The 25316-nt window shown below is 60.2% G+C and carries 25 protein-coding genes; 17 read left to right on the top strand and 8 right to left on the bottom strand.

Annotated features, from left to right (window positions below; translation table 11 throughout):
* The first annotated feature begins 45 nt into the window (after window positions 1-45).
* Genes yfiR through yfiB form a run of 3 tightly spaced genes read left to right on the top strand, consistent with a single transcriptional unit; the run spans window position 46 to window position 2386 of the window.
* Entirely contained in the window at window positions 46-621 is a 576-nt protein-coding gene (yfiR, locus tag H8B20_RS24050) for a regulatory sequestration protein YfiR (protein ID WP_042557537.1), read from the top strand.
* Window positions 618-1886, top strand: a complete 1269-nt coding sequence (gene dgcN, locus H8B20_RS24045) for a diguanylate cyclase DgcN/YfiN (RefSeq protein WP_210624819.1) — start codon at window positions 618-620, stop codon at window positions 1884-1886. Before yfiR ends, dgcN begins: the two co-directional genes overlap by 4 nt.
* A gap of 5 nt (window positions 1887-1891) precedes the next feature.
* Window positions 1892-2386, top strand: a complete 495-nt coding sequence (gene yfiB, locus H8B20_RS24040) for an outer membrane lipoprotein YfiB (protein WP_475492987.1) — start codon at window positions 1892-1894, stop codon at window positions 2384-2386.
* On the opposite strand, the gene H8B20_RS24035 is transcribed toward yfiB, so the two are convergent.
* The gene (locus H8B20_RS24035) at window positions 2383-3330 is read right to left on the bottom strand and encodes a LysR family transcriptional regulator (protein WP_042557540.1); all 948 of its coding nucleotides are present in this window, start codon (window positions 3328-3330) and stop codon (window positions 2383-2385) included. The genes yfiB and H8B20_RS24035 overlap by 4 nt on opposite strands.
* Before the next feature lie 149 nt (window positions 3331-3479).
* On the opposite strand from H8B20_RS24035, the gene H8B20_RS24030 reads away from it, so the two are divergent.
* Window positions 3480-5006 carry a CoA-acylating methylmalonate-semialdehyde dehydrogenase gene (locus tag H8B20_RS24030; RefSeq protein WP_210554463.1) on the top strand — a complete coding sequence of 509 codons (1527 nt, stop codon included), beginning with the start codon at window positions 3480-3482 and terminating at the stop codon, window positions 5004-5006.
* Window positions 5007-5016: 10 nt separating this feature from the next.
* Complete coding sequence (gene mmsB, locus H8B20_RS24025) at window positions 5017-5919, top strand: 3-hydroxyisobutyrate dehydrogenase (RefSeq protein WP_210624818.1); 903 nt, start codon at window positions 5017-5019, stop codon at window positions 5917-5919.
* A 162-nt stretch (window positions 5920-6081) separates the two neighbouring features.
* On the opposite strand, the gene H8B20_RS24020 is transcribed toward mmsB, so the two are convergent.
* From H8B20_RS24020 to H8B20_RS24005, 4 genes are all read right to left on the bottom strand, one after another.
* The gene (locus tag H8B20_RS24020) at window positions 6082-6432 is read right to left on the bottom strand and encodes a cupin domain-containing protein (RefSeq protein WP_023969491.1); all 351 of its coding nucleotides are present in this window, start codon (window positions 6430-6432) and stop codon (window positions 6082-6084) included.
* Window positions 6433-6538: 106 nt separating this feature from the next.
* Window positions 6539-6910 carry a MerR family transcriptional regulator gene (locus tag H8B20_RS24015; protein WP_042557543.1) on the bottom strand — a complete coding sequence of 124 codons (372 nt, stop codon included), beginning with the start codon at window positions 6908-6910 and terminating at the stop codon, window positions 6539-6541.
* A 48-nt stretch (window positions 6911-6958) separates the two neighbouring features.
* Window positions 6959-7534, bottom strand: a complete 576-nt coding sequence (locus tag H8B20_RS24010) for an NAD(P)H-dependent oxidoreductase (RefSeq protein ID WP_047299660.1) — start codon at window positions 7532-7534, stop codon at window positions 6959-6961.
* 45 nt (window positions 7535-7579) lie between these two features.
* Window positions 7580-8461, bottom strand: coding sequence for a LysR substrate-binding domain-containing protein (locus H8B20_RS24005; protein ID WP_210624817.1), 882 nt, complete (start codon window positions 8459-8461; stop codon window positions 7580-7582).
* 230 nt (window positions 8462-8691) lie between these two features.
* On the opposite strand from H8B20_RS24005, the gene H8B20_RS24000 reads away from it, so the two are divergent.
* Window positions 8692-9456, top strand: a complete 765-nt coding sequence (locus H8B20_RS24000; protein ID WP_210624816.1) for a sulfite exporter TauE/SafE family protein — start codon at window positions 8692-8694, stop codon at window positions 9454-9456.
* Here the strand turns inward: H8B20_RS24000 and H8B20_RS23995 are convergent.
* The gene (locus H8B20_RS23995) at window positions 9446-9760 is read right to left on the bottom strand and encodes a putative quinol monooxygenase (RefSeq protein WP_042557547.1); all 315 of its coding nucleotides are present in this window, start codon (window positions 9758-9760) and stop codon (window positions 9446-9448) included. The genes H8B20_RS24000 and H8B20_RS23995 overlap by 11 nt on opposite strands.
* A 184-nt stretch (window positions 9761-9944) precedes the next feature.
* Here H8B20_RS23995 and mdaB point away from each other — a divergent pair, with 184 nt between their 5' ends.
* The 8 genes from mdaB (at window position 9945) to H8B20_RS23955 (ending at window position 18017) form a co-directional block, all read left to right on the top strand.
* Window positions 9945-10535 carry an NADPH:quinone oxidoreductase MdaB gene (gene mdaB, locus H8B20_RS23990; RefSeq protein ID WP_042557548.1) on the top strand — a complete coding sequence of 197 codons (591 nt, stop codon included), beginning with the start codon at window positions 9945-9947 and terminating at the stop codon, window positions 10533-10535.
* Window positions 10536-10662: 127 nt separating this feature from the next.
* Window positions 10663-11574 (top strand): LysR family transcriptional regulator, encoded by a 912-nt coding sequence (locus H8B20_RS23985; protein ID WP_200611443.1) that lies wholly within the window; start codon window positions 10663-10665, stop codon window positions 11572-11574.
* 103 nt (window positions 11575-11677) lie between these two features.
* On the top strand, window positions 11678-12571 hold the full coding sequence (locus tag H8B20_RS23980; RefSeq protein ID WP_210624815.1) for an NAD-dependent epimerase/dehydratase family protein: 894 nt from the start codon (window positions 11678-11680) through the stop codon (window positions 12569-12571).
* 202 nt (window positions 12572-12773) lie between these two features.
* Window positions 12774-13328: a Fic/DOC family protein gene (locus tag H8B20_RS23975; RefSeq protein ID WP_342345721.1), complete on the top strand. Its 555-nt coding sequence runs from the start codon at window positions 12774-12776 to the stop codon at window positions 13326-13328.
* A gap of 517 nt (window positions 13329-13845) precedes the next feature.
* Window positions 13846-15195: a GntP family permease gene (locus H8B20_RS23970; RefSeq protein ID WP_115148412.1), complete on the top strand. Its 1350-nt coding sequence runs from the start codon at window positions 13846-13848 to the stop codon at window positions 15193-15195.
* 15 nt (window positions 15196-15210) lie between these two features.
* On the top strand, window positions 15211-16071 hold the full coding sequence (locus H8B20_RS23965; RefSeq protein ID WP_047299666.1) for a MurR/RpiR family transcriptional regulator: 861 nt from the start codon (window positions 15211-15213) through the stop codon (window positions 16069-16071).
* A 1-nt stretch (window position 16072) separates the two neighbouring features.
* Window positions 16073-17530 carry an N-acyl-D-amino-acid deacylase family protein gene (locus H8B20_RS23960; RefSeq protein WP_210624814.1) on the top strand — a complete coding sequence of 486 codons (1458 nt, stop codon included), beginning with the start codon at window positions 16073-16075 and terminating at the stop codon, window positions 17528-17530.
* 118 nt (window positions 17531-17648) lie between these two features.
* Window positions 17649-18017 (top strand): glyoxalase superfamily protein, encoded by a 369-nt coding sequence (locus tag H8B20_RS23955; protein WP_042557554.1) that lies wholly within the window; start codon window positions 17649-17651, stop codon window positions 18015-18017.
* Window positions 18018-18284: 267 nt separating this feature from the next.
* Here the strand turns inward: H8B20_RS23955 and H8B20_RS23950 are convergent, their stop codons facing one another.
* Window positions 18285-18650 carry a DUF6124 family protein gene (locus H8B20_RS23950; RefSeq protein WP_115148397.1) on the bottom strand — a complete coding sequence of 122 codons (366 nt, stop codon included), beginning with the start codon at window positions 18648-18650 and terminating at the stop codon, window positions 18285-18287.
* Window positions 18651-19225: 575 nt separating this feature from the next.
* Entirely contained in the window at window positions 19226-20242 is a 1017-nt protein-coding gene (gliR, locus tag H8B20_RS23945; protein ID WP_042557556.1) for an AraC family transcriptional regulator GliR, read from the bottom strand.
* A 209-nt stretch (window positions 20243-20451) separates the two neighbouring features.
* Between gliR and H8B20_RS23940 the strand changes: the two genes are divergently transcribed.
* The 3 genes from H8B20_RS23940 to H8B20_RS23930 are packed head-to-tail and all read left to right on the top strand — an operon-like array spanning window position 20452 to window position 25234.
* Window positions 20452-22047: an FAD-binding oxidoreductase gene (locus tag H8B20_RS23940; RefSeq protein WP_210624813.1), complete on the top strand. Its 1596-nt coding sequence runs from the start codon at window positions 20452-20454 to the stop codon at window positions 22045-22047.
* Window positions 22048-22052: 5 nt separating this feature from the next.
* Window positions 22053-23645: a glycerol-3-phosphate dehydrogenase/oxidase gene (locus H8B20_RS23935; protein ID WP_210624812.1), complete on the top strand. Its 1593-nt coding sequence runs from the start codon at window positions 22053-22055 to the stop codon at window positions 23643-23645.
* A gap of 20 nt (window positions 23646-23665) precedes the next feature.
* Complete coding sequence (locus tag H8B20_RS23930; protein WP_210624811.1) at window positions 23666-25234, top strand: FGGY-family carbohydrate kinase; 1569 nt, start codon at window positions 23666-23668, stop codon at window positions 25232-25234.
* Window positions 25235-25316 lie beyond the last annotated feature (82 nt).

Genomic DNA, 25316 nt, shown 5'->3' with positions numbered 1-25316 from the left:
CTATCGTTGCGGCATCATTCCGTTACGATCCAAGAGAATCCCTGCATGAAGGTGGCTGTCTGGGCGACAGAGCGCGTATTTCGCTGCAAGCACGCAGTGCTTGTCGGTCTGCTCTGTTTGCTGGCGGGCGCTGCCGTCGCGCAACCGCAAACGCCGCCCGGCATGGCCGAACAGCGGGCGCAGGCGGTCACCCAGGTTGTGCTGGGTATTCTCAGCTACGCACGCTGGCCGGTAGAGCCTGCGCAACTGCGCCTGTGCATCGTCGGCCCCACTGAATACACCGATGATCTGGTCAAGGGCACTACTCAGGCCACCGGCAGGCCAGTTGTCGTGCATCGTCTGCTGGCCGACAACCCGGCCATCGTCACCGAATGCGATGCGGTGTATATCGGCAAACTCACCGCAGATGAACGCAGTCGACTGTTCGCTTCGCTGACAGGGCACCCGGTGCTGAGCATCAGCGAGGGCGACGATCAGTGCACGGTCGGCAGTCTGTTCTGTCTGCGCGTCGGCGATGAGCAGGTGTCCTTCGAAGTCAATCTTGACTCTGTTGCCCGCAGTGGCGTGCGCATTCATCCAAGCGTGCTGCAGTTGTCACGCCGCAAATCGGCGGCACAATGAGACTGTTCAGATCCAATACGCGCCCAACGTTAGGCTCGGTTCTCGGCCGTGGGCACCTGACGGTCGCACTGCTGGCAGTGGCGATGGCCAGTGTCTCGCTGACCCTGCTGGGCGTTTTGGCGTTGCGGGTATATGCCGATCACAACCTGCATTTGATCGCCCGGTCGATCAGCTACACCGTGGAAGCGGCGGTCGTGTTCAACGACAAGGCTGCCGCCACTGAATCGCTGGCAATGATCGCATCGGCCGAAGAAGTGGCAGACGCTCAGGTGCTGGATGCCCGAGGTCAACTGCTCGCGCGATGGCGGCGACCAGAAACCGGTTTGATCTCTGAGTTGGAAATGCAACTCGCCCGGGCGATTCTGGAAAAGCCGATCGACTTGCCGATCACCCATCAGAATCGCGAGATCGGACGTGTTCTGCTCACCGGTCACGGCGGCAGTCTGATGCGTTTTCTGCTCAGCGGTCTGGCGGGGATCATTCTCTGTACTGCCATCAGCGCCTGGGTGGCGATCTATCTGGCGCGGCGACAATTGCGCGAGATCATCGGCCCGTTGCGCAGCCTGGCGACCGTGGCCCACGCCGCCCGTAGCGAACGAGCGCTGGATCGGCGCGTGCCGCCAGCGCAGATCGCTGAACTCGACAACCTCGGCAATGACTTCAACGCCTTGCTCGACGAACTGGAATCGTGGCAAACCCATCTGAAAAGCGAAAACGAGACCCTGGCCCACCAGGCCAGTCACGACAGTCTTACCGGGTTGCCGAACCGCGCCTATTTCGAGGGCCGCTTGATTCGGGCCCTGCGCAATGCCGGCAAACTCAAGGAGCGCGTGGCTGTACTGTTTTTGGACAGCGACCGTTTCAAAGGCATCAACGATAACTTTGGCCATGCGGCCGGTGACGCGGTACTGGTGGCGGTAGCCAATCGGGTGCGCGCGCAATTGCGTGAAGGAGATTTGGTCGCGCGACTGGGCGGGGACGAATTCGCCGTACTGCTCGCGCCTCTGCACAAGGTCGAAGACGCCGAACGCATCGCTGACAAGATTCTCGCGAGCATGGACATGCCGATCGCCCTGCCGGGTGATGCCAGTGTTGTGACGTCGCTCAGTATCGGCATCGCGGTTTACCCCGATCATGGCGTCACCCCCGGTGCGCTGCTCAACGCTGCCGACGCGGCGATGTATCAAGCCAAGCGCCTGTCGCGTGGCGCTCAATCCACGGCCGGGTCGGAGTACCCGGTCAATCCCGTTCAAACCAGGAGCTAATTTCCGTGTTCACTTTTCCTTCTCGACTGTTTTCCACGCTGATGTTGATGGCCATATTGGCGCTGACCGGTTGCCAGACCGCCCCGCAAAAAGGCCTCTCTGCGGCGCAGGTTGCCGTGCTCAAGCAACAAGGCTTCGAGCTGACTGACGATGGCTGGGAGTTCGGCCTGTCCGGCAAAGTGCTGTTCGGCAGCGATGTCGAGAGCCTCAATACACAGAGCACCGAGATCGTCTCGCGCATCGGCAAAGCCCTGTTGGGCGTGGGCATTGAGCGGGTACGGGTCGACGGCCACACCGATGCGTCGGGCAAGGAAACTTACAACCAGCAACTGTCATTGCGCCGGGCCAAGAGCGTCGCCAACGTATTGGGCACGGTTGGCATGAAGCAAGAAAACATACAGCTGCGCGGGCTGGGCAGCAGCGAGCCGGTGGCATCCAACGACACCGCCGCGGGCCGCACGGAAAACCGTCGGGTTTCGATTGTGGTCAGCGCCGATTAATCGGCGAACTGCATCTCACGGGTCTGCCCCATCAGCAGACCCTGATTACGCTCGGTCACCTCCCTGATGTAATCCCACAACAAGGTGATCCGCTTCAACTTGCGCAGATCCTCCCGGCAGTACATCCAGAACTGCCGGGTAATGTCGATTTCTTCCGGCAGCACCGGCAACAAACGCGGGTCCTGTGCGGCGAGGAAACACGGCAGAATCGCCAGTGAGCGACCTTGCTGCGCCGCGACGAATTGCGCGATCACGCTGGTGCTGCGCAAGTTCGCGCTGGCACCCGGTAGCGCATTCGCCAGGTAAAGCAGCTCCGAGCTGAACGCCAGGTCATCCACATAACTGATGAATTGATGCTTGCCCAAGTCTGCCGGGCGGCGGATCGGTGGGTGTTTGTCGAGGTAGTCCTGGGTCGCATAGAGCTGCAAGCGGTAGTCGCAGAGTTTGCAGCAGACGTACGGCCCGTGCTCCGGGCGTTCCAGCGCGATGACGATGTCGGCCTCACGCTTGGACAGGCTGATGAAGTGCGGCAGCGGCAGGATGTCTACCGAAATTGCCGGGTAGGCGTCGACGAAATGGCTCAGTTGCGGCGTGATGAAAAAACTGCCGAAACCTTCAGTGCAGCCCATGCGCACATGCCCGGACAGCGCCACGCCAGAGCCTGAAACCTGCTCGCAGGCCATGTGCAATGTGCTTTCAATCGATTCGGCGTATCCCAGCAAACGCTGGCCTTCGGTGGTGAGTACGAAGCCGCTGGTCCGCGATTTCTCGAACAGCAACGTGCCTAACGCCGCTTCCAGCGAACTGATCCGCCGCGACACGGTGGTGTAGTCGACCGCCAGCCGTTTAGCCGCGGTGCTGGCTTTGCGGGTGCGGGCAACTTCGAGGAAAAACTTGAGGTCGTCCCAGTTCAGCGAACCTAGAGAGGTGATGTTTTTTTGCATGATGGACGGGCTTTTATGTGCGTTCTTATTAGAAGTTTGCACATCTATACTCCAAAAACAGTCCGACAACCAACTCGTGACACAGGCCTCATCTCAAGGCGAACCTTTCGCCTTGGCTCCTACGATAAAAACAAGTTTCGGAGACCAGCATGAACGCATCGCTTACGCCCAACGAAACCACACTGCAGAAGGTCAAGCTGCTGATCGACGGCGAGTGGGTCGAGTCGCAAACCACCGAGTGGCACGACATCGTCAACCCGGCGACCCAGCAAGTGCTGGCCAAAGTCCCGTTCGCTACCGCCGCTGAAGTCGATGCCGCCGTCAGCGCCGCCCAGCGTGCCTTCCAGACCTGGAAACTGACTCCGATCGGCGCGCGGATGCGCATCATGCTCAAGCTGCAAGCGCTGATCCGCGAGCACTCCAAGCGTATCGCCGTGGTGCTGAGCGCCGAGCAGGGCAAAACCATTGCCGACGCCGAGGGCGATATTTTCCGTGGCCTGGAAGTGGTCGAGCACGCCTGCTCCATCGGCAGCCTGCAAATGGGCGAGTTCGCCGAGAACGTCGCGGGTGGCGTCGATACTTACACCCTGCGCCAGCCGATCGGCGTTTGTGCCGGCATCACGCCGTTCAACTTCCCGGCGATGATTCCGCTGTGGATGTTCCCGATGGCCATTGCTTGCGGCAACACTTTCGTATTGAAGCCTTCGGAACAGGATCCGATGTCGACCATGTTGCTGGTGGAGTTGGCGGTTGAGGCCGGTGTGCCAGCGGGCGTGCTCAACGTGGTTCACGGTGGCAAAGACGTGGTTGATGGCCTGTGCACCCACAAGGACATCAAAGCCGTGTCCTTCGTCGGCTCGACCGCTGTCGGCACTCACGTTTATGACCTGGCCGGCAAACACGGCAAACGCGTGCAATCGATGATGGGTGCGAAAAACCACGCCGTGGTGCTGGCGGACGCCAATCGCGAGCAAGCGCTGAATGCGCTGGTCGGTGCCGGTTTCGGTGCGGCGGGACAACGTTGCATGGCCACTTCGGTAGTGGTGCTGGTGGGCGCGGCGAAACAATGGCTGCCGGACCTGAAAGCGCTGGCGCAGAAACTCACCGTCAACGCCGGTAACGAGCCGGGCACCGATGTCGGCCCGGTGATCTCGAAAAAGGCCAAGGCGCGGATTCTCGAGCTGATCGAAAGCGGCATCAAGGAAGGCGCCAAGCTTGAGCTGGACGGTCGCGACATCAGCGTGCCGGGTTACGAGCAAGGCAACTTCGTCGGCCCGACCCTGTTCTCGGGCGTGACCACCGACATGCAGATCTACACCCAGGAAATCTTCGGCCCGGTGCTGGTGGTGCTGGAAGTCGATACGCTTGATCAGGCGATTGCGCTGGTCAACGCCAACCCGTTCGGTAACGGCACAGGTCTGTTCACCCAGAGCGGTGCGGCGGCGCGTAAATTCCAGACGGAAATCGATGTCGGTCAGGTTGGCATCAACATCCCGATTCCGGTGCCGGTGCCGTTCTTCAGCTTCACCGGTTCGCGCGGTTCGAAACTCGGCGACCTCGGCCCGTACGGCAAGCAAGTGGTGCAGTTTTACACGCAGACCAAAACGGTCACGGCGCGCTGGTTCGATGACGACAGCGTCAACGACGGCGTGAACACCACCATCAACCTGCGCTGAGGAACATGCCATGAAAATCGCATTTATCGGTCTGGGCAACATGGGTGCGCCGATGGCGCGCAACCTGATCAAGGCTGGCCATTCGCTGAATCTGGTCGACTTGAACAAAACCGTGTTGGCGGAGTTGGAGCAGATGGGCGGCACCATCCGCGCTTCGGCCCGCGAGGCTGCCGAGGACGCCGAACTGGTGATCACCATGCTCCCGGCCGCCGTGCACGTGCGCAGCGTCTGGCTCGGCGAAGACGGTGTTCTCGCCGGCATCGGCAAAGGCGTGCCGGCGGTGGATTGCAGCACCATCGATCCGCAGACTGCTCGTGACGTCGCTGCGGCTGCCGCCAAACAAGGCGTGGCCATGGCCGATGCACCGGTGTCCGGCGGTACGGGCGGTGCGACTGCCGGGACCCTGACCTTCATGGTCGGCGCCACGCCGGAACTGTTCGCCACCCTGCAACCGGTGCTGGCGCAGATGGGCCGCAACATCGTTCATTGTGGTGAAGTGGGCACCGGGCAGATCGCCAAAATCTGCAACAACCTGCTGCTGGCGATTTCGATGGTCGGCGTCAGTGAAGCGATGGCGCTAGGCGATGCGCTGGGGATCGATACGTCGGTGCTGGCCGGGATCATCAACAGTTCGACCGGGCGTTGCTGGAGTTCGGAAATGTACAACCCGTGGCCGGGCATCGTCGAAACAGCGCCGGCTTCTCGTGGGTACATCGGTGGTTTCGGTGCGGAATTGATGCTCAAGGATCTGGGCCTTGCGACTGAAGCGGCGCGTCAGGCACATCAGCCAGTTGTACTGGGCGCGGTGGCGCAGCAGCTGTATCAGGCAATGAGCCAGCGCGGGGACGGCGGGAAAGATTTCTCGGCGATTATCAACAGCTATCGCAAGCCTGCAATTGAAGGGCAGCGCTGAAAAAACTGTGGGAGCGGCCTGCTCGCGATGACGGCGGTCGCTTCAACAAGGAAGTGACTGACCGTCCGCTTTCGCGAGCAGGCTCGCTCCCACAAGAGAATTGCGTGTATCTGATATTGTTTGCCGGGAAACCACGTCGGGTGGTTTCCCGGCTTTTTTGCATCAGGCAAACACGAAATATTTGCGCACCGTCTCGACCACTTCCCATGTGCCTTTCATCCCCGGCTCAACCACGAAGATGTCGCCGGCGCGCAGGTGGATGGGTTCCATGCCGTCGGGGGTGATCACGCAGTAGCCTTCCTGAAAATGGCAGTACTCCCACTTCACATAATCGACTCGCCACTTGCCCGGCGTGCAGATCCAGGTGCCCATGATCTTGCTGCCGTCTTCGCTGGTGTAGGCATTGAGGTTGACGGTGTGCGGGTCGCCTTCGAGTTTTTCCCATTTGCAGGCGTCGAGTACCGGCAGCGGATGGGTATCGCGCAGAACGGTGATAGGGGCGGTCGCGGTCATGAGAACTCCGGGCTGTGGGCTGTGAACTGAAGTCGCACCCTATAGCGCCCGGTCGCCGGTCAGTTGTCTGTACTCGACATCAAGCTGCTCAGAAACGCGCAGATCGTTAGAGTTTCTCCAGCGGGCATTCGACTCTGGCTCGCTCCAGCTCGACTTCGAACCCTTCGAGTTGCGCGTACTGGCGCGTGAGTTCGGCCATGGTGCGGTTGATCTCGCTTTTTTTCGCTTCTATGGCTTGTTGCGCCAACGCCCACGGCATCGCCTCACCGTGATGTTCGCAGAAGATCGCCTGCAACTCCTTGAGCCGAAAACCCATGTCTTTGGCGCACTTGATGAAGATCAGCAGTTCGACACTCTGCTGATCGTAGAGGCGGTAGTTCCCCTGTCGCCGGGGTGTGGGCAACAGGCCGATCGACTCGTAGTGGCGAATGCTTTTGATGGTGGTGCCGGAACGTTGCGCGGCTTGGCCGATGTACATATAAGTCCTTTTTTCAACAAGTAACAGCGCAGCGCATTATCGGCAGACTCAGCGACTGGCGATAGCCTGCACCTGTCCCAACCAGGCTTGCCGTTGCTGATCGCTTGAGCCGAGCACCGGCCCGAAAGTCAGCGTGCGCAAGGGTTTGATCCCACAGAAATCGAGGGTCGTCTTGCGCACCTGATGCAGCCCGGGCATGCGATAGATCCAGCGGTAATACCAGGGCGGAGTATCCATGGTCACCAGTAAATCAGCGGTGCGTCCGGCCAACAGTTTTTCGGGAAACGCTTTGCCCGAGCGATATTTGAAGGCAAAACCCGGGAGAAACACCCGATCAAAAAAACCTTTGAGCAACGCCGGAATACCGCCCCACCAGATCGGGTAAACCAGTGTCAGATGTTCGGCCCAGAGGATGTCGGATTGTGCCGCGTTCAAGTCATCTTCCAGCGGCTGGATCTGTTGATAACTGTCGCGCAGCACCGGGTCGAAAACCATCTCGCCAAGACGCAACTGGCGCACCTCGTGTCCGGCATCGAGTGCTGATTGTGCGTAGCGCTCAGCGAGTGCAGCGCAAAAACTCTTGGTAGAAGGATGGCCGAGAATCAGCAGAATGCGTTTGCCCATGGTCATCGTCCCTGCTGTAAAAAAGCCAAGGATGAAGTCTGCCCCTTAGGGGAGAGTCAAGGCTTTCAGCAGCGCGTTGGCGTAACTCGGCAGAGCGCTGAAATCCTTCGCGCACAGCAGCAACGTGCGGCGCGCCCAAGGCTCGTCGAGGGCAACGCTTTTGAATGAGCGTGGCGTTGCGCGCTCGACGGCAGCCAGCGGCACGATCGCCAGTCCGGCCCCGTGGCCGACCATGCGCATCACGCCATCGAAACCGTCGGCGCGAATGCGGATCTGCATGCGCGAGCCGCTGTGCAACGCCTGTTCTTCAAGATAGATCGCCAGTGCGCTGTCGGCGCCCAGTGCTACGAAGTCGTAGCGCAAGGCATCGCTGAAACTGACCTCGACGGCGTCAGACAATGGGTGATCCAGCGGCAGAATCAGTACCAGTGGATCGTCACGAAAGGACTGGGTTTGTAGGTCGCTGGTGTCGACCGCGTCGGAAACGATCCCAAGATCCGCCGCCCCCTGACGCAAGGCGTGGGTGATGCGGGCGCTGGGCAGCTCTTGCAGGTCGATGTCGAGATTGGGATGGCTGCGCAGGAAGTCCGCGAGCACTTCCGGCAGGTACTCGGTGATTGCGGTGGTGTTGCACAACAACCGCACCTGACCTTTGACGCCTTGTGCGTATTCGGCGAGATCCTGCTGCATGCGTTCGGCTTGTTGCAGGAGGACGCGTGCGTGGTGGGCCAACGCTTTGCCGGCCGGTGTCGGGATGACGCCACGACGACCGCGCTGGAGAAAGTCGGTGCCCAGTGAGGCTTCCATCGCGCGGATTCTTGCGCTGGCGGCGGCGAGGGAGAGATGGCTGCGGGCAGCGCCGGCGGTGATGTTGCCGGTGTCGAGGATGTGCAGGTAGAGGCGCAGATCGGTGAGGTCGAAGTGCATGGGCAGCCTCTGGTTTTGTGGTTTATGGATAGACCCCATCGCTGGCAAGCCAGCTCCCACAGGGTTTTGTGTGTACTCAGGTTTTGAATGCAACCGATAAACCTGTGGGAGCTGGCTTGCCAGCGATGGGGCCAGTTGCCTTAATGAATTTCCAAGCCTCTTGCATTGGCAGAGGCTGTCTCAGTATATGGCAGATTTTCAGTCAGTCCCGACTGGCGCACAGTAGCGCCATGAACACACTCGCAGATTTCTACCAAAACCTCGGTCTGGTCCTGTCCCTGCTGGTCATCGCCACCTTCATGCTCGCCGGTCTGATCAAAGGCGTCATTGGCCTTGGTCTGCCCACCGTCGCCATGGGGCTGCTCGGTCTGGCTATGGCCCCATCACAGGCTGCTGCGTTGCTGATCATCCCGGCAACATTGACCAACGTCTGGCAACTGGCGTTTGGCGGTCACTTGGAAGGATTGATCAAACGCCTCTGGCCGATGTTTTTGATGATTTTCCTCGGCACCGGTATCGGCACGTTATCGATCGGCATGGTCGGCGGACATTGGGTGGTACGCGGACTGGGCGCGGCGCTTTTGCTGTATGCGTTGAGCGGGTTGTTCCTGCCGACGCTGCACATACATCCGCGCCATGAGCCATGGCTTGGCCCGGTCTGCGGGGCGATCACCGGCATCATCACTTCAGCCACCGGAGTCTTCGTGATTCCCGCAGTGCCATACCTGCAAGCGCTGGGTTTGAATCGCGATGAACTGGTGCAGGCGCTCGGGCTGTCGTTTACCGTCTCGACCCTGGCGTTGGCCGGCGGCTTGCTCTGGCGTGGCGCGTTGGGTGGCGGTGAATTGAGCGCCTCGCTGCTGGCGCTGGTTCCGGCAGTGCTTGGCATGTTGCTCGGCCAATGGCTGCGTCAGCGAATCAGCGCGGTGCTGTTCAAGCGCGTGTTCTTCATCGGTCTGGGCGCGCTCGGCGCCCACTTGCTGATCAGCGGCTAGCCGACGATTCACTGAGCATGTCGATCGAGCGAATGTCGAAATCTCGCTCCAGAAACTCCATGCGCTGCTCGAAAAACTGCTTCATGTGCGGCAGGTTCGAGTGCACATCGAGATGCGCCTGGGATGCCCAGATCTCGTAGAAGATGAACAGTGTCGGATCTTCTTTGTCGCGCAGCATGTGATATTCGATGCAGCCCGGCTCGGCGCGGCTTGGCTCGACATAGGCACGGAACAGCGCTTCGAAAGCCGCGGCTTTTTCCGGACGGGTCTTGGCGTGCAGGATGAAACCCAGACGTTCACTCATCGGAACAACTCCTCAAATTCAGATGGCTGCGAATGCTACGGCAACAATCAGCTATCGATTCGTGCTTTTTAATCAAATGTATTTTGCGCGACCGTGGCTTATTTCGCGCGAGGCTGATCGTTAACCTGCCGCCATTCAATTTTCCCTTCTTCACCCAGCCCGATGGCTGCGCCGAGGCTTTCTCATGAAAAAAGTGTTGTTGCTCAATGGCGGTAAAAAATTCGCTCACTCCGACGGTCGCTACAACACCACCCTGCACGAAACCGCGCTGAGCGTGCTGGATCGCGGCGGTGTCGACGTCAAGACGACCTTCATCGACGAGGGGTATGACGTCGCTGAAGAAGTCGCCAAATTCCTCTGGGCCGACGTGATCATTTATCAGATGCCGGGCTGGTGGATGGGCGCGCCGTGGACGGTAAAAAAGTACATTGACGAAGTCTTCACCGAAGGCCACGGCAGCCTCTACGCCAGCGATGGTCGCACCCGTTCCGATGCGTCGCAGAAGTACGGCAGTGGTGGTCTGGTCCAGGGCAAGCAATACATGCTCTCGCTGACGTGGAACGCGCCGCAGCAAGCGTTTGATGACCCGACTGATTTCTTCGAAGCCAAGGGTGTGGACGCGGTGTACTTCCCGTTTCACAAGGCCAATGAGTTTCTGGGCATGACCGGGTTGCCGACGTTTCTGTGTGTCGACGTGATGAAGCGTCCGAACATCGAGAATGATGTGGCGCGCTACGAGCAGCATTTGAGCGAGGTGTTTGGCCTCAAGGCTTGAGTGGTTTCGGGCTACTATCGGTTGTAACAGCAAAAGATCGCAGCCTTCGGCAGCGCCTGCAGGGGAACGCATTTCACTGTAGGCGCTGCCGAAGGCTGCGATCTTGGCGATTTCAAAGAGGACACCCGTGAAAGCCAGATCCGATGAGTTGCAGATTTTCGTCTGTGTGATCGAGTGCGGTTCGATTTCCGCCGCTGCCGAGCAGGTCGGGCAGACGCCGTCGGCCGTCAGCCGCACGTTGTCGCGGCTGGAAGCCAAGCTTGATACCACGCTGATCAACCGCACCACGCGGCGCATGGACCTGACCGAGGAGGGCAAGTATTTCTTTGAGCAGGCCAAGCTGATTCTCGATCAGATGGAGCAACTCGAAGAACGCCTGTCCTCACGCCAGCAAACCCCGTCCGGACGCCTGCGGATCAACGCCGCGTCGCCGTTCATGCTGCACGCCGTCGTGCCCTACATCGACGAATTCCGTCAGCTCTACCCGGACATCCAGCTCGAACTCAACAGCAATGACCTGATCATTGACCTGCTGGAACAAAGCACCGACGTCGCCATCCGCATCGGCACTCTCGCCGATTCGACATTGCATGCGCGGTCGCTGGGTTGCAGTCCGCTGCTGATCGTCGCCAGCCCTGCCTATCTGAAAACCCACGGCACGCCGCTGCAAGTGGCCGACCTCAGCGAACACGCCTTGCTCGGTTTTACCCAGAACGAAGGCCTCAATCAGTGGCCGTTGCGTTATGTGCACGGTGACCGCTGGCCCATCACCCCGGCCATCAGCGCCTCCAGCGGCGAAACCGTTCGGCACTTGGCGCTGGAAGGGCAGGGCATCGCGTGCCTGTCGCACTTCATGACCATCGACGACATCCGCGCCGGGCGTTTGAAGGTCGTGCTGGCGGAATTCAACAGTGGTTATCGCCAACCGATCAACGCCGTTTACTACCGTAACTCGCAACTGGCGCTGCGGATTCAGTGCTTCCTCGACTTCATCCAGAGCAAACTCGCGGCTTACGCCAGCGCCGATTTCAAGGGTTGATTCGTGACCTCTGCGCAACAGTGATTTGGGCGAGCGCGGGTTTTTCGACCGCCGTCGTCGGTCAATACTCGTCCCATCACTTACTCACGCAGGGAGTTTCTCCATGAACGTATTCGTCACCGGCGCTGCCGGTTTTATCGGCGGCTCCATCGCTACCGGTCTGGCTCAGGCCGGCCACAATGTTACGGGTCTGGTGCGCAGCGCCGAACAAGCCGATGAACTCAAAGCACTGGGCATCACCCCGGTGATCGGCACCCTCGACGACAAAACACTGCTCGCCGAACAGGCCCGCGCTGCCGACGCAGTGATCAACGCCGCCAGCAGCGACCACCGCGCCGCGGTCGAAGCTTTGCTCGACGCTTTGCGCGGCTCCAACAAAGTGTTCCTGCACACCAGCGGTTCGAGCATCGTCGGCGATGCATCCGGCGGCAAGTCCAGTGACGTCATCTACTACGAAGACAACCTTCCCGAGCCGACCGTCGACAAAGCCGCACGCGTGGCCATCGACAACCTGATCCTCGATGCCGCGAAGGATGGCGTGAATTCGGCCGTCATCTGCAACACCCTGATCTACGGCCACAGCCTGGGCGTCAACCGCGACAGCGTGCAATTGCCGCGCTTGCTGAAACAGGCGCGCAAAAGCGCTGTGGTTCGCCACGTCGGCACGGGTCAGAACATCTGGTCCAACGTACACATCGAGGACGTCGTCGCCCTGTACCTGCTGGCGCTGACCAAAAACGTCCCCGGCACGTTCTACTTTGTCGAAAGCGGCGAAGCGTCGTTCATCGACATGACCACCGCCATGGCCGAAGCCCTCAACCTGGGCCAGCCACAAGACTGGCCACTTCCGGATGCCGAAGCCGAGTGGGGCTATGAAATGGCCAACTACGGCCTCGGCTCCAACAGCCGGGTACGCGGCAAACACGCCCGCGAACTGCTGGGCTGGACGCCGAAACGCACCTCGGTGGTTGAATGGATTCTTAACGAAATGGTGTGATTGGCGTTTAGGCCCCGCCATGCTTTGTCATCAACCTTTAGAACGGCTGCCATCGGGCAGCCGTTTTTGTTTCAGGCTTTGCTCTTGTATTACGTCAGTCCTATGGTGCTCTGAACATTGCAGTTCAGCAGGTACAGGGATGATTAATCGTTAAGACGCAGAAGGGGCTCAGAGCAGCTTTCAGGCCGGTTCGAATGAGCAAGTGCTGAGCAATAAGCTGGGAATTACCGATCCTGAAGACATGGATGATGCAGAACTTATTCTGCTAGAAAAGCTTTACCAATCTGTACTCATAGAGCATTTGCCTGATCGGCCAATAACTGTCCAGGATTTGAAAGATTGGCATCGACACTGGCTGGGCAATATCTATCCATGGGCTGGCGATATCCGCGCGGTAAATTTGGGCAAGGATGGCTTCTTCTTCGCCGCTGCGCCGCAGATCGCTCGATTGCTCGATGGATTTGAAAAGGACTGTCTTACCAAATACACACCGTGTAGACCTGATCTGGATGAAAATCTGATTCGGGCCATCGCTGTAACGCACGTGGAGTTCATCCTGATTCATCCTTTTCGCGAAGGTAATGGGCGCCTCTCGCGATTATTGGCGGATGTCATGGCCGTGCAGGCGGGCTACGTGCCGCTTGACTACAGCAGTTGGGAACGAAACAGGGAGGCTTATTTTGCAGCAATCAATCAGGGGCTGAACTGCAACTACGAACCCATGGAGTATTGGGTGCGGCAGGCGTTGTGGACTTGAGATAAAAGGCTATTTGGCCAGGGAAAGGTGCAGAAACTTGCTGGATCTGACTTTGAGCTTGCGCTCGATTGTCTCGACACTTTGACCGGTCTCTATGGCTGTCGAGCTGGCGATCGCGCGGATCAACGTTTCGGCAGTCAGCTTTTTTCTGGTGCGGCGCGCAGTTGTCATGGCGAGGGCTCGATAGAGAACGTCAGGCGAGTATAGCGCTTGCCTCAATTTTCAGAATACCCCTTAAACCTGTGGGAGCTGGCTTGCCAGCGATAGCGGCCGGCCAGCATCGATGTTGAATGTGCAGCCGTCATCGCTGGCAAGCCAGCTCTCACAGGGTTTTGTGTTTGCCGCAAAGCCATGAAAATCCCGCCCCCAATTTTCATTAATCACGACAAGACATATCCATCCGCGACACCTTTTGCCTCTCCGCGAAAATTACTTTCATGCGGTTTGAAATCTCGATCTCGAAATGATTTATGAGTTTCACGACCTATTCGAACGTGACCCTTTCGAGGAGTACCGCATGACGCCTTCTTTCGGCTATTGGCTGCTGGTGTATGCCGCCGTGGCCATCATCGCTTTGATCGTGTTGATCGCCCGTTATCGGCTCAATCCGTTCATTGTCATCACGCTGATTTCCATTGGTCTGGCACTGGTGGCGGGCATGCCGCCGTCGGGTGTGGTGGGTGCGTATGAGGCCGGGGTCGGCAAGACGCTCGGGCACATTGCGCTGGTGGTGGCGCTGGGGACGATGCTCGGCAAGATGATGGCCGAGTCTGGTGGCGCGGATCAGATGGCGCGCACGTTGATCGATAAGTTCGGCGAGAAGAACGCGCACTGGGCGATGGTCTGCATCGCGTTTCTGGTCGGGCTGCCGCTGTTCTTCGAAGTCGGTTTTGTGTTGCTGGTGCCGATTGCGTTTACCGTGGCGCGACGGGTGGGTGTCTCGATCCTGATGGTTGGTTTGCCCATGGTTGCCGGCCTCTCGGTGGTGCATGCATTGGTGCCGCCGCACCCGGCGGCAATGCTGGCGGTGCAGGCGTATCAGGCGTCGGTCGGGCAGACCTTGTTGTATGCAATCGCGATCGGTATTCCTACGGCGATCATCGCCGGCCCGCTGTACGCCAAATTCATTGTGCCGCGCATTCAGTTGCCGGCGGATAACCCGCTGGAAAAACAATTCCTCGACCGCGAACCACGCGACAAACTGCCGAGCTTCGGCATCACCATGGCGACCATTCTGTTGCCGGTGGTGCTGATGCTGATCGGCGGTTGGGCCAACCTGATTTCGACGCCGGGCAGCGGTTTCAATCAGTTCCTGTTGTTCATCGGCAACTCGGTGATTGCGCTGTTGCTGGCGACGTTGCTGAGCTTCTGGACGCTTGGGATTGCCCAGGGTTTCAACCGCGAATCGATCCTCAAATTCACCAATGAATGCCTGGCACCAACCGCCAGCATCACCTTGCTGGTAGGGGCGGGCGGTGGTTTGAACCGGATACTGGTCGACGCCGGCGTGACCGATCAGATCGTCGGTCTCGCTCACGAATTTCATCTGTCGCCGCTGCTCATGGGTTGGCTATTTGCCGCTCTGATGCGTATCGCTACCGGTTCGGCGACTGTGGCGATGACCACCGCGTCCGGTGTGGTCGCGCCTGTGGCCATTGGTCTGGGATATCCACACCCCGAACTGTTGGTGCTGGCGACCGGGGCCGGGTCGGTTATCTTTTCCCACGTCAACGACGGCGGCTTCTGGTTGATCAAGGAATACTTCAACATGACGGTCGCGCAGACGTTCAAGACCTGGACCGTGCTTGAGACGTTGATCTCGCTGGTCGCTTTCGGTCTGACCGTCGGCCTTTCTTACCTGCTGTAACCGGAGCCCGCCGCCATGGACATCCTCTACCAGATCCGCGCCCGTCAGGATTCCTTCAGCGCCGGCGAGGGCCGCATCGCCCGTTTGATGCTCGACGACGTCGGCTTTGCCGCCTCCGCCAGCCTCGAAGAGCTGGCGCAACGAGCGGAAGTCAGCACCGCCACGCTGTCGCGATTTGCCCGTACCGTCGGTTGCCGCGACCTGCGTGATCTGCGCCTGCAACTGGCCCAGGCCAGCGGCGTGGGCAGTCGTTTTCTCGACCCGGCGGGCACGCCTGAACAGTCGGCGTTTTACGGGCAGATTGTCGGCGACATCGAGACAACGTTGCGTCAGCACTTGGCCGGGTTCGATGAGTCGCGTTTCGCTGATGCGGTAAAACTGCTCGGCCAGGCGCGGATGATCCACGCCTTCGGCATGGGCGGCTGCTCGACCCTGTGCAGCGATGAATTGCAGGTGCGCCTGGTACGGCTCGGCTATCCGATTGCGGTCTGCCATGACGCGGTGATGATGCGCGTCACCGCCGCCAGCCTCAACGCCGAACAGGTAGTCATCGTCTGCTCGCTGACCGGCATCACCCCGGAATTGCTGGAGACCGTCGAACTGGCGCGCAACTACGGCGCGCGCATCCTCGCTATCACTCGTGCCGACTCGCCGCTGGCGGAACTGGCCGACATCGTCCTGCCGCTGCAAGGCGCAGAAACATCGTTCATCTACAAACCGACGGCGGCGCGTTACGGCATGTTGCTTGCCATCGACGTGCTCGCGACCGAGCTGGCGCTGGCCAGTCCTGAAGACAATCAAGAACGTCTGCGGCGCATCAAACTCGCTCTCGACGAATACCGTGGCGGCGACGATCACCTGCCGCTGGGAGACTGACATGCTGTACGACACCCTGATTCGCAACGCCCTGATCATCGATGGCAGCAACACACCCGGTTATAGCGCTGACGTGGCGATTCTCAACGGTCGAATCGAGCGCATCGGCGACCTGCGCGATGCCCAGGCCACCGAAGCAATCGACGCTGCCGGCCGCGTGCTGGCGCCGGGTTTTATCGACGTGCACACCCACGACGACACCGTGGTCATCCGTCAGCCAGAGATGCTGCCAAAACTCAGTCAAGGCGTGACCACGGTGATTGTCGGCAACTGCGGGATCAGCGCTTCGCCGGTCAGTTTGAAAGGCAATCCGCCGGACCCGATGAACCTGCTCGGCAGCGCAGCGGCGTTTGTTTATCCACGGTTCAGCGATTACCGCGCGGCGGTCGAAGCGGCCAACACCACGTTGAACGTTGCCGCGTTGGTCGGTCACACGGCGCTGCGCAGCAATCACCTCGACGACCTGTTTCGCACCGCAACCCCTGCCGAAATCACCGCGATGCGCGAGCAGTTGCGCGAAAGTCTTGAGGCTGGCGCACTTGGATTATCCACAGGTCTGGCCTACGCCAGCGCCTATAACGCTTCCACCGATGAAGTCATGCAACTGACCGAAGAACTGACGGCATTTGGCGCGGTGTACACCACTCATCTACGCAGCGAATTTGCCCCGGTGCTGGAGGCGATGGATGAGGCGTTTCAGATCGGGCGCCACGCCAAATCGCCAGTGATCATTTCCCACCTCAAGTGTGCCGGTGTCGGCAACTGGGGGCGCAGTCCGCAGTTGCTCGCGTCGCTGGAAGAGGCAGCGAAAACCCATCCGGTCGGCTGCGATTGCTATCCGTATGCGGCGAGTTCCTCGACGCTGGATCTGAAACAAGTCACCGACGCCCACCGCATCACCATCACCTGGTCGACGCCGCACCCGCAAGTCAGTGGCCGCGACCTGATCGATATCGCCGCCGAATGGAACGTGCCGCTGCTCGACGCCGCCAAACGCCTGCAACCGGCGGGCGCGGTGTACTACGGCATGGACGAGGCGGATGTACGAAGAATCCTCGCGCATCCGCTGTCGATGGTGGGCTCTGACGGACTGCCGGAAGATCCGTTCCCGCATCCACGCCTGTGGGGCGCTTTCCCACGGGTACTTGGACATTTCAGTCGTGACGTCGGACTGTTTCCGCTGCACACGGCGGTGCACAAGATGACCGGTCTGTCGGCGGCGCGGTTTGGCTTGAAGGAAAGAGGCGAGATTCGTGAAGGAAACTGGGCGGATCTGGTGATGTTCGATCCGGCGACCGTGCGCGATGTTGCGGATTTCCATGATCCGCAACGGGCGGCGCAGGGGATTGACGGGGTGTGGATCAACGGTGTTTTGAGTTACAGCGATGGTCAGGCAAATGGTCGAAGGGAAGGGCGGTTTCTTGCGCGCCAGGGCGATTTGCGCGACGGCTTTAGTTGATGTTTCGCGCAGTGCGTCACAGTAGTGGCAAATTGCGACTAAAGAAAACCATCAACAAGCCGAAGTGCTGACATCCAGCCCGGCTACACTCTTGGGCCAACCAGTCAGGGAGCAACCCATGAGCTTCGGCAAAACCACCCCGATCCTGCGGATTTTCGATGAAGCCAAAGCCGTAGAGTTCTACGTCGACTTCCTCGGTTTCAAGATCGACTGGCAGCATCGTTTCGAAGCGAACTTCCCGTTATATCTGCAGGTGTCGCGTGGCGAATGCGTGCTGCATTTATCCGAGCATCATGGCGATGCCTCGCCGGGTTCGGCGTTGCGCATCGAGACCGATGAGCTTGAGGCGTTTCAGCAGCAATTAGTGGCCAAGGAATACAAGTTCTCGCATCCGCAGATTCAGGCGACGCCGTGGGGCAGTCAGGACATGACCATTGCCGATCCGTTTGGGAATCGGTTGGTGTTTACCAATGCGATTAGTGTTTGAGCCTGGAAGCCCCTCATCGGAACGCCGCCCGCCTAACCCTCTCCCAGAGGGAGAGGGGACTGACCGAGGTGTCATGCGCTGTACATCGACCTGAAAGACTTGCAGCGATTATGGATTCACAGCGGTGTTTGCAGGTCGGCGTAACTCGCCAGCATCCCTCGGTCGGCCCCCTCTCCCCCGGGAGAGGGCTGGGGTGAGGGTAAAAAATCGCAAGCTAACCAAAAAGCCCGCTGCCCAACCACTACGGTCTGCCAGCGGGCTTTTTCGCTACTCAGTCGGCACTAATCTGTCCAGCACCCGGTTAACCGCCAGCTCTGCCAGCATCACCACTTGCGCGATGCCTTGCAGGGTTTTGCGGTGGGTGCCTTCCACCATTGCTACGTGGTTGTTAAGCATGACGGTGGCCGAGCCGAGCGTTTCACTGGCATCTGCCAGCAGGGATTCGTTATCGGACTCGGGGCTGGCCATGTACAGCGCGTTGGGTTTGTAAGGCGCGGCCATGATCTCGGCGGTTGGCGGGCCGAGGTAGTGGTCGAGGGCGCGCTCGGCGGCTTCGTGGAATTTCTTTGAATCAGGGGATTCGTAGGGCGAGGCCGGGTCGGTGACCGGCGGATTTGGCGTGATTTTGAACATAGCTGTGTTCCCGTTGTTGAGCGGCAACCCTTTTGCTACTAAACGAAAGGGTGGCAGCTGTACGCAGGTTAGTAGACCGGGGAACTCAGCTTAAGCCGGCGCGCCGAAGCGCCCTACGTACAGCCACCATGAAGCTCAGGTACGAAAGCACCTGTGATGAATGTACGACCAGCCGAGTTACCTAGGGCTACTAAACCCGATCACTGGAAATCAGTGACGGATCCAAGTTACGCAGCAAAGCCAGGGCGCACAAGCCGGCGGATTCTGGCTTAGGCGTAGGCCGCGGCGCAAGGATTTGTGGGTGGTTTCGCGTAACGCTGAGTGTCTTTAAACGTCTGCGCTAAAAGATGTTTATTGCGATCGGAAATTGGGGATTTGCCTGTCGGGTTTTTGGTGCGGCCACTGACGCCATCGCTGGCAAGCCAGCTCCCACAGTGACCGAGTCGTACACGGAGTTTGTGGTTCACTGAGAAACCTGTGATAGCCAGCTCCCACTGTAACCGAGTCGTACACAGAATTTGTGGTTCACCGAGAAACCTGTGGGAGCTGGCTTGCCAGCGATGAGGCCCGCGCAATCACCCCCGATGCGTCTGCCGAAACTCCCCGGGCGGCATCCCCCGCCGGCTCTTGAATGTGCGATGAAACGACCTCGGTTCGGTAAACCCCAAATACTGCGCAATGTCCTGAATCGGCAACGTGCTGTTCAACAGATAGTGCTCAGCCAACTCCTGCCGCAGATCATCCAGAATTTGCTGATAAGACGTGCCCGCCTGATGCAACTGCCGCTGCAACGTACGCACCGACACAGCAAGATGCTCGGCCACCTGCTCCTTGCGCGGCAGGCCCTCCTTGAGCAACTGACGCAAAATGCTCTTCACCTGTTGCGCAAGCGACGCATCCTCCAGTGTCGCCATCAAACCCATCGCATGCTCTTCCAGCGTGCGCAGCAATTGCGCATCGGCCTGACGCAGCGGCAACTGCAAATACGCCGGCGGCACAATCAACGCCGAATACGGCTGATCGAACAGCACCGGGCAATCGAAAAACGCTTCGTACTGCGCCAGCGTCACCTCGTCAGGACACGAATGTTCCAGCCAGACTGCCGCTGGCGACATCTGCGTATCAGCGATCCAGCGCGCATATTGCAGCCACGAACCGAGGACGTTTTCCACCAGATGCCGACGAATCCGTGGGCGCTGATAACGGCAGGTCCAGATCAGGTGTACTTGGCCATCCTGCACCTCGGCGCGGCTGACGCCCATGTCGCCTACCAGCTTCTCGAACGGCATGATGCGGCTCATCGCATCGCCCAGGGTCGCGCAGTTCATGGTGATGTAACCGAGCACACTCCATGAATTGGGCAGCACAAAATTCGCGGCGTTGAGCCCGAACAGCGGATCGCCCGAGTGCTCGCAGAAATAATCGAGCAACTTTTCATGCGCCTCACCCGGCAAGCGCAGGGTGTTGTCGCTCAGCTGCTGCGCCTGCAATCCGGCCGCCGCCAACGCAGGCTCGATGGCCATGCCCAGTTGCTCGGCATGGCGCAGGTACTTGAGCAGCGGCGGAACGGAGGTGAAGCCGAGCGATTGCATGATCGTATTCCCTTGATCAAAGCGTGCATGAGCGGATGAATGCCTGAAAGGTAATTTGAAACCACGGCTAAAGTAAATGGCTGACGCTTGCGCGACGTTTGACTCAATTGGCTACACGAACTGGCCGGATGCGACCGTGACACTTTTTGGCCGCCGACTAGTATGGACGCCTGAAATATCGCTGATAAGAACCGAAAAAGGACACACGCATGCGACGCTGGAACGGCTGGGGAGATGCAACCACGGTGGTCGAACTGCCGGCCCAGGGCGCGAGTTTTCTCGCCGAACGGTTGGGCGACGGTCGAGCGCTGCCCGATGCGACGCTGGAAACGGCGCTGGCCCGCGTGCCTGAATCGCGGTTGCGGGCTCACACGTTGTACAGCGTCGATGCTCATGACCGGTTATTGCACGCTCGCGGCCAGAGCCTGCCGGATTGGCTGGCGTTACGCGAAGGCACATTGGGCCATTATCCCGATGCGGTGGCATTCCCCGAGACAGCCGAGCAGATTCGCCAATTGCTGGGGCTCGCCCATGAACAAGACCTGTGCCTGATTCCTTACGGCGGCGGCACGTCGGTGGCCGGGCACATCAATCCGCCGGATTCCGCGCGGCCGGTGGTGACGGTGTCGCTGGCGCGGATGAATCGTCTGATCGACCTTGATGAACACAGCTTGTTGGCGACTTTCGGCCCCGGTGCCAGTGGTCCGCAGGTGGAAAGTCAGTTGCGGGCGCGGGGTTACACGTTGGGGCATTTTCCGCAGTCGTGGGAGCTGTCGACGTTGGGCGGTTGGGTTGCCAGCCGTTCCAGCGGCCAGCAATCGCTGCGTTATGGGCGGATCGAGCAATTGTTCGCCGGGGGCACGCTGGAAACGTTCGCCGGCCCTCTGCAAATCCCCACGTTCCCGGCCTCGGCCGCCGGCCCCGATCTGCGTGAAGTAGTGCTGGGCTGCGAGGGGCGTTTCGGGATCATTTCCGAGGTCAAGGTGCGGGTCAGCGCACTGCCCGCCGATGAACGTTTCTACGGCGTATTCCTGCCGAGTTGGAGCAAGGCGCTGCAAGCCATCCGCCAATTGGCTCAGGCGCGGGTGCCGCTGTCAATGTTGCGCCTGTCCAACGCGGTGGAGACCGAAACGCAACTGGCGTTGGCCGGCCATCCGCAGCAGATCGCCTGGCTGGAAAAGTACCTGAGCTTGCGTGGAGCAGGCGAGGGCAAGTGCCTGCTGACCTTCGGCGTGACCGGCAATCGTCGGCAAAATGCGCTGTCGCTCAGGCAAGCGCGGCAGCATCTCAAAGCTTTTGGCGGCGTATTCACCGGCACCTTGCTCGGCAAGAAATGGGCACAGAATCGCTTCCGTTTTCCTTACCTGCGCGAGAACCTGTGGAACGCCGGTTATGTGGTCGACACCCTCGAAACCGCCACCGACTGGAGCAACGTCGACAACCTGCTCACCCTCATCGAAAACAGCCTGCGCGATGCCTTGGCCGCTGAGGGCGAGCGGGTGCATGTGTTCACTCACCTGTCCCACGTCTACGGCGAGGGTTCGAGCATCTACACCACCTACGTGTTTCGCCCGGCGGCGGATTACCCCGCGACGCTGGCGCGCTGGCAGGCGCTCAAGCACGCGGCCAGCCAGACCATCGTCGACAACCACGGCACCATCAGTCACCAGCACGGCGTGGGCAAGGATCATGCGCCGTACCTGCTGCGCGAGAAAGGTGCGCTGGCGATGGACACCTTGCAGGCGCTGAGCCGGCACTTCGATCCGGCCGGGCGCCTCAACCCCGGCACGCTGTTGCCGGAGTGACGACCATGACTGCGCACTGGAACGCCGCGTGGCGCCAGCAGGTTTTGCCGACGCTGGCCGATGAAACCTGGGATCTGATCGTCATCGGTGGCGGCATCAGCGGCGCCGGAATCCTGCGTGAAGCCGCGCGCCGTGGCTGGCGCTGCCTGCTGTTGGAGCAGCGCGATTTTGCCTGGGGCACGTCCAGCCGGTCGTCGAAAATGGTCCATGGCGGTTTGCGTTACATCGCCAAGGGGCAATGGCGGTTGACCCGCGATTCGGTGCGCGAACGTCAGCGCCTGCTCGACGAAGCGCCGGGGCTGGTCGAGCCGATGAGTTTCATGATGCCGCACTATCGCGGCGGCTTTCCCGGGCCACGGGTTTTGGGTGGTTTGCTTTCGGTGTACGACGCTCTGGCCGGGCGGCGCAGCCATCGTTTTCATGACGCGCAGCAACTGCGATATCTGGCGCCGGGGGTGAAGGAAACCGAACTGCTCGGCGGCACCTGTTTTGTCGATGCGCTGACCGATGATGCGCGGCTGGTGATGCGTGTGTTGAGCGAGGCGCGGGCCGACGGCGCGGTGGTGCTAAACGGTGTGCGCGTTGAGCATTTGCTGCGTGAGGACGGGCACGTGCGCGGGGTTCAGGTTGAGGACCGCGAGGCTGGCGCGTCCCTGCAATTGCGCTGCGGCGTGCTGGCCGTGGCCACCGGCGCCTGGGCTGAACGCCTACGACCAGCCGAGGCACCACGGCAGTTGCGCCCCTTGCGCGGCAGTCATTTGTTGTTGCCGGGCTGGCGTCTGCCGGTGGCGCAGGCGTTCACCTTTTTGCACGAGCGTGATCGGCGACCGGTGTTCGTTTTTCCGTGGGAGGGCGCGACAGTGGTCGGCACCACGGATTTGGATCATCACGAAAATCTGGATCAAAGCGCGAGCATCAGTGCTGAAGAACTCGACTACTTGCTGGCGGCTTGCACGCAACAGTTCCCCGGCGCAGAAGTGATCGCAGCCGATGTGCTGTCGACCTGGTCGGGCGTGCGTCCGGTGGTCGGTGGCGCGGGGGCGAATCAAGACAAACCCTCTAACGAAACCCGTGAGCACGTGCTGTGGCAGGAGCCGGGTTGCGTGACCCTGGCCGGCGGCAAACTGACGACGTTTCGCCCGCAAGCCATCGAAGTACTCAAGGCTTGCGCGGCGATGCTTGATCGGCCGTTTGATGATGACGCCGCGCCGGTATTCGCCGCCGTGCCGCCGCTGGCGATCCCCGGACTGGGCGCGCAGCAGTGGCGGCGTCTGGCCGGGCGGCATGGCCGGGACCTGCCAAGGCTGGCGCAATTGCTCACGGAACTGGGCCACGACACGGTCGGCAACACCGACACCTTGTGGGCTGAACTGGTCTTCGCCTGCGAAGCAGAAATGGTCCTGCACCTGGATGACCTGCTGCTGCGCCGCACCCGATTGGGCCTGTTGCTGCCACGCGGTGGCGAAGATTATTTCGCCGCCATCCGCCAGCTCTGTCAGCCGCGATTGGGTTGGAGCGACGAATACTGGCAGCATGAGTTACAGCGTTATCAGGCGTTGTGGCAACGCCATCACGGTTTGCCGGATGCCACGCCTTGATGCCCCTTGAAGAGAGCTCCATGGATAACCACCCGAACAAGCGCTACCTGTTGGCTATCGACAACGGCACCCAAAGCGTGCGCGCGCTGCTCTTCGATCTGCAGGGTAATTTGCTCGGTAAGGGCAAAGTCGAGTTGCAGGCCTATTACTCGACACAGCCGGGCTGGGCCGAGCAGGACCCGGAATATTACTGGGCGAAACTCGGCGAGGCCTGCCAGCAAGTATGGGCACAAACCGGCATTGATCGCTCAGAGATTGCCGGCGTTTCCCTGACCACACAGCGCGGCACCGTGATCAATGTCGATGCCGAAGGTAAACCGTTGCGCCCGGCGATCCTGTGGCTCGATCAACGCCAGAGTGAGGTCGAAGGTGGAATAAAAGGGCCGTGGGGCTGGCTGTTCAAACTGGTCGGCGCGCAGGCCACCGTGGACCATTTTCGCGCCCAGGCCGAGGCCAACTGGATCGCTCGCCATCAGCCCGAAGTGTGGGCGGCGACCGACAAGTTTTTGCTGCTCTCGGGGTTTCTCACCCATCGCTTGTGCGGGCGTTTTGTCGATTCGGTGGGGTGTTGCGTCGGCTACTTGCCGTTCGACTTCAAACGCCTGAAGTGGGCCGCGCCGAGTGACTGGAAATGGCAGGCCCTGGCCGTGCGCCCCGAGCAACTGCCGACCCTGCACAAACCCGGTGAAACCCTCGGCTACATCACCGCGCAAGCCAGCCGCCATACCGGAATTCCCGAAGGGCTGCCGCTGATTGCGGCGGGGGCCGACAAGGCTTGCGAGGTGGTCGGTTCCGGCGTGGTCGATGAGAGCACGGTGTGCCTGTCCTACGGCACCACGGCGACGATCACCAGCACCCGCTCGCGCTATCTGGAAATCGTCCCGCTGATCCCGCCTTATCCGTCGGCGGTGCCGGATCAATTCAACTGCGAGGTGATGATTTATCGCGGTTACTGGATGGTCAGCTGGTTCAAGAACGAGTTCGGTTTGCGCGAGATGCAGCAGGCGAAGGAGCAGGGCATCGAGCCCGAGCAATTGTTCGATGCATTGGTGGATGCGGTGCCACCGGGATCGATGGGGTTGATGCTGCAACCCTACTGGTCGCCAGGCATTCGCGAGCCGGGCGTGGAAGCGAAAGGCGCGATGATCGGCTTCGGCGATGTGCACACCCGCGCGCACATTTACCGGGCGATTCTGGAAGGGCTGGCGTATGCCTTGCGCCAGGGCCTGGAGAATATCGAGCGGCGTTCGAAGGTATCGGTCAAACGGCTGCGTGTTGCTGGCGGCGGTTCGCAAAGCGATGCGGCGATGCAGCTGACGGCGAACATTTTTGGCCTGCCCGCCGAGCGTCCGCATGTGTACGAAGCGTCCGGCCTGGGCGCGGCGATTTGCTGCGCGGTGGGGTTGGGACTGCATGCGGATTTCCCCACGGCAATTGCGGCGATGACCCGGGTGGGCGCGGTGTTTATGCCGCAACCGGAGGCGCAAAAAATCTACGAGCAATTGTACAAAGAGGTCTACCTGCGCATGTATCGCCAGCTCAAACCGCTGTACCAAAGCATTCGGAAAATCACCGGTTACCCCGCCTGAAAAAACACCGCAACCCCCCCTGTAGGAGCTGCCGAAGGCTGCGATCTTTTGATGTTGATCTTAAAAAACAAGATCAGAAGAT

It is taken from the genome of Pseudomonas sp. P42 (genome assembly GCF_017973755.1).
Classification (GTDB): domain Bacteria; phylum Pseudomonadota; class Gammaproteobacteria; order Pseudomonadales; family Pseudomonadaceae; genus Aquipseudomonas; species Aquipseudomonas iridis.
The sequence above is the reverse complement of the archived record's forward strand: the minus strand, read 5'-3'. Positions and strand labels throughout refer to the sequence as shown.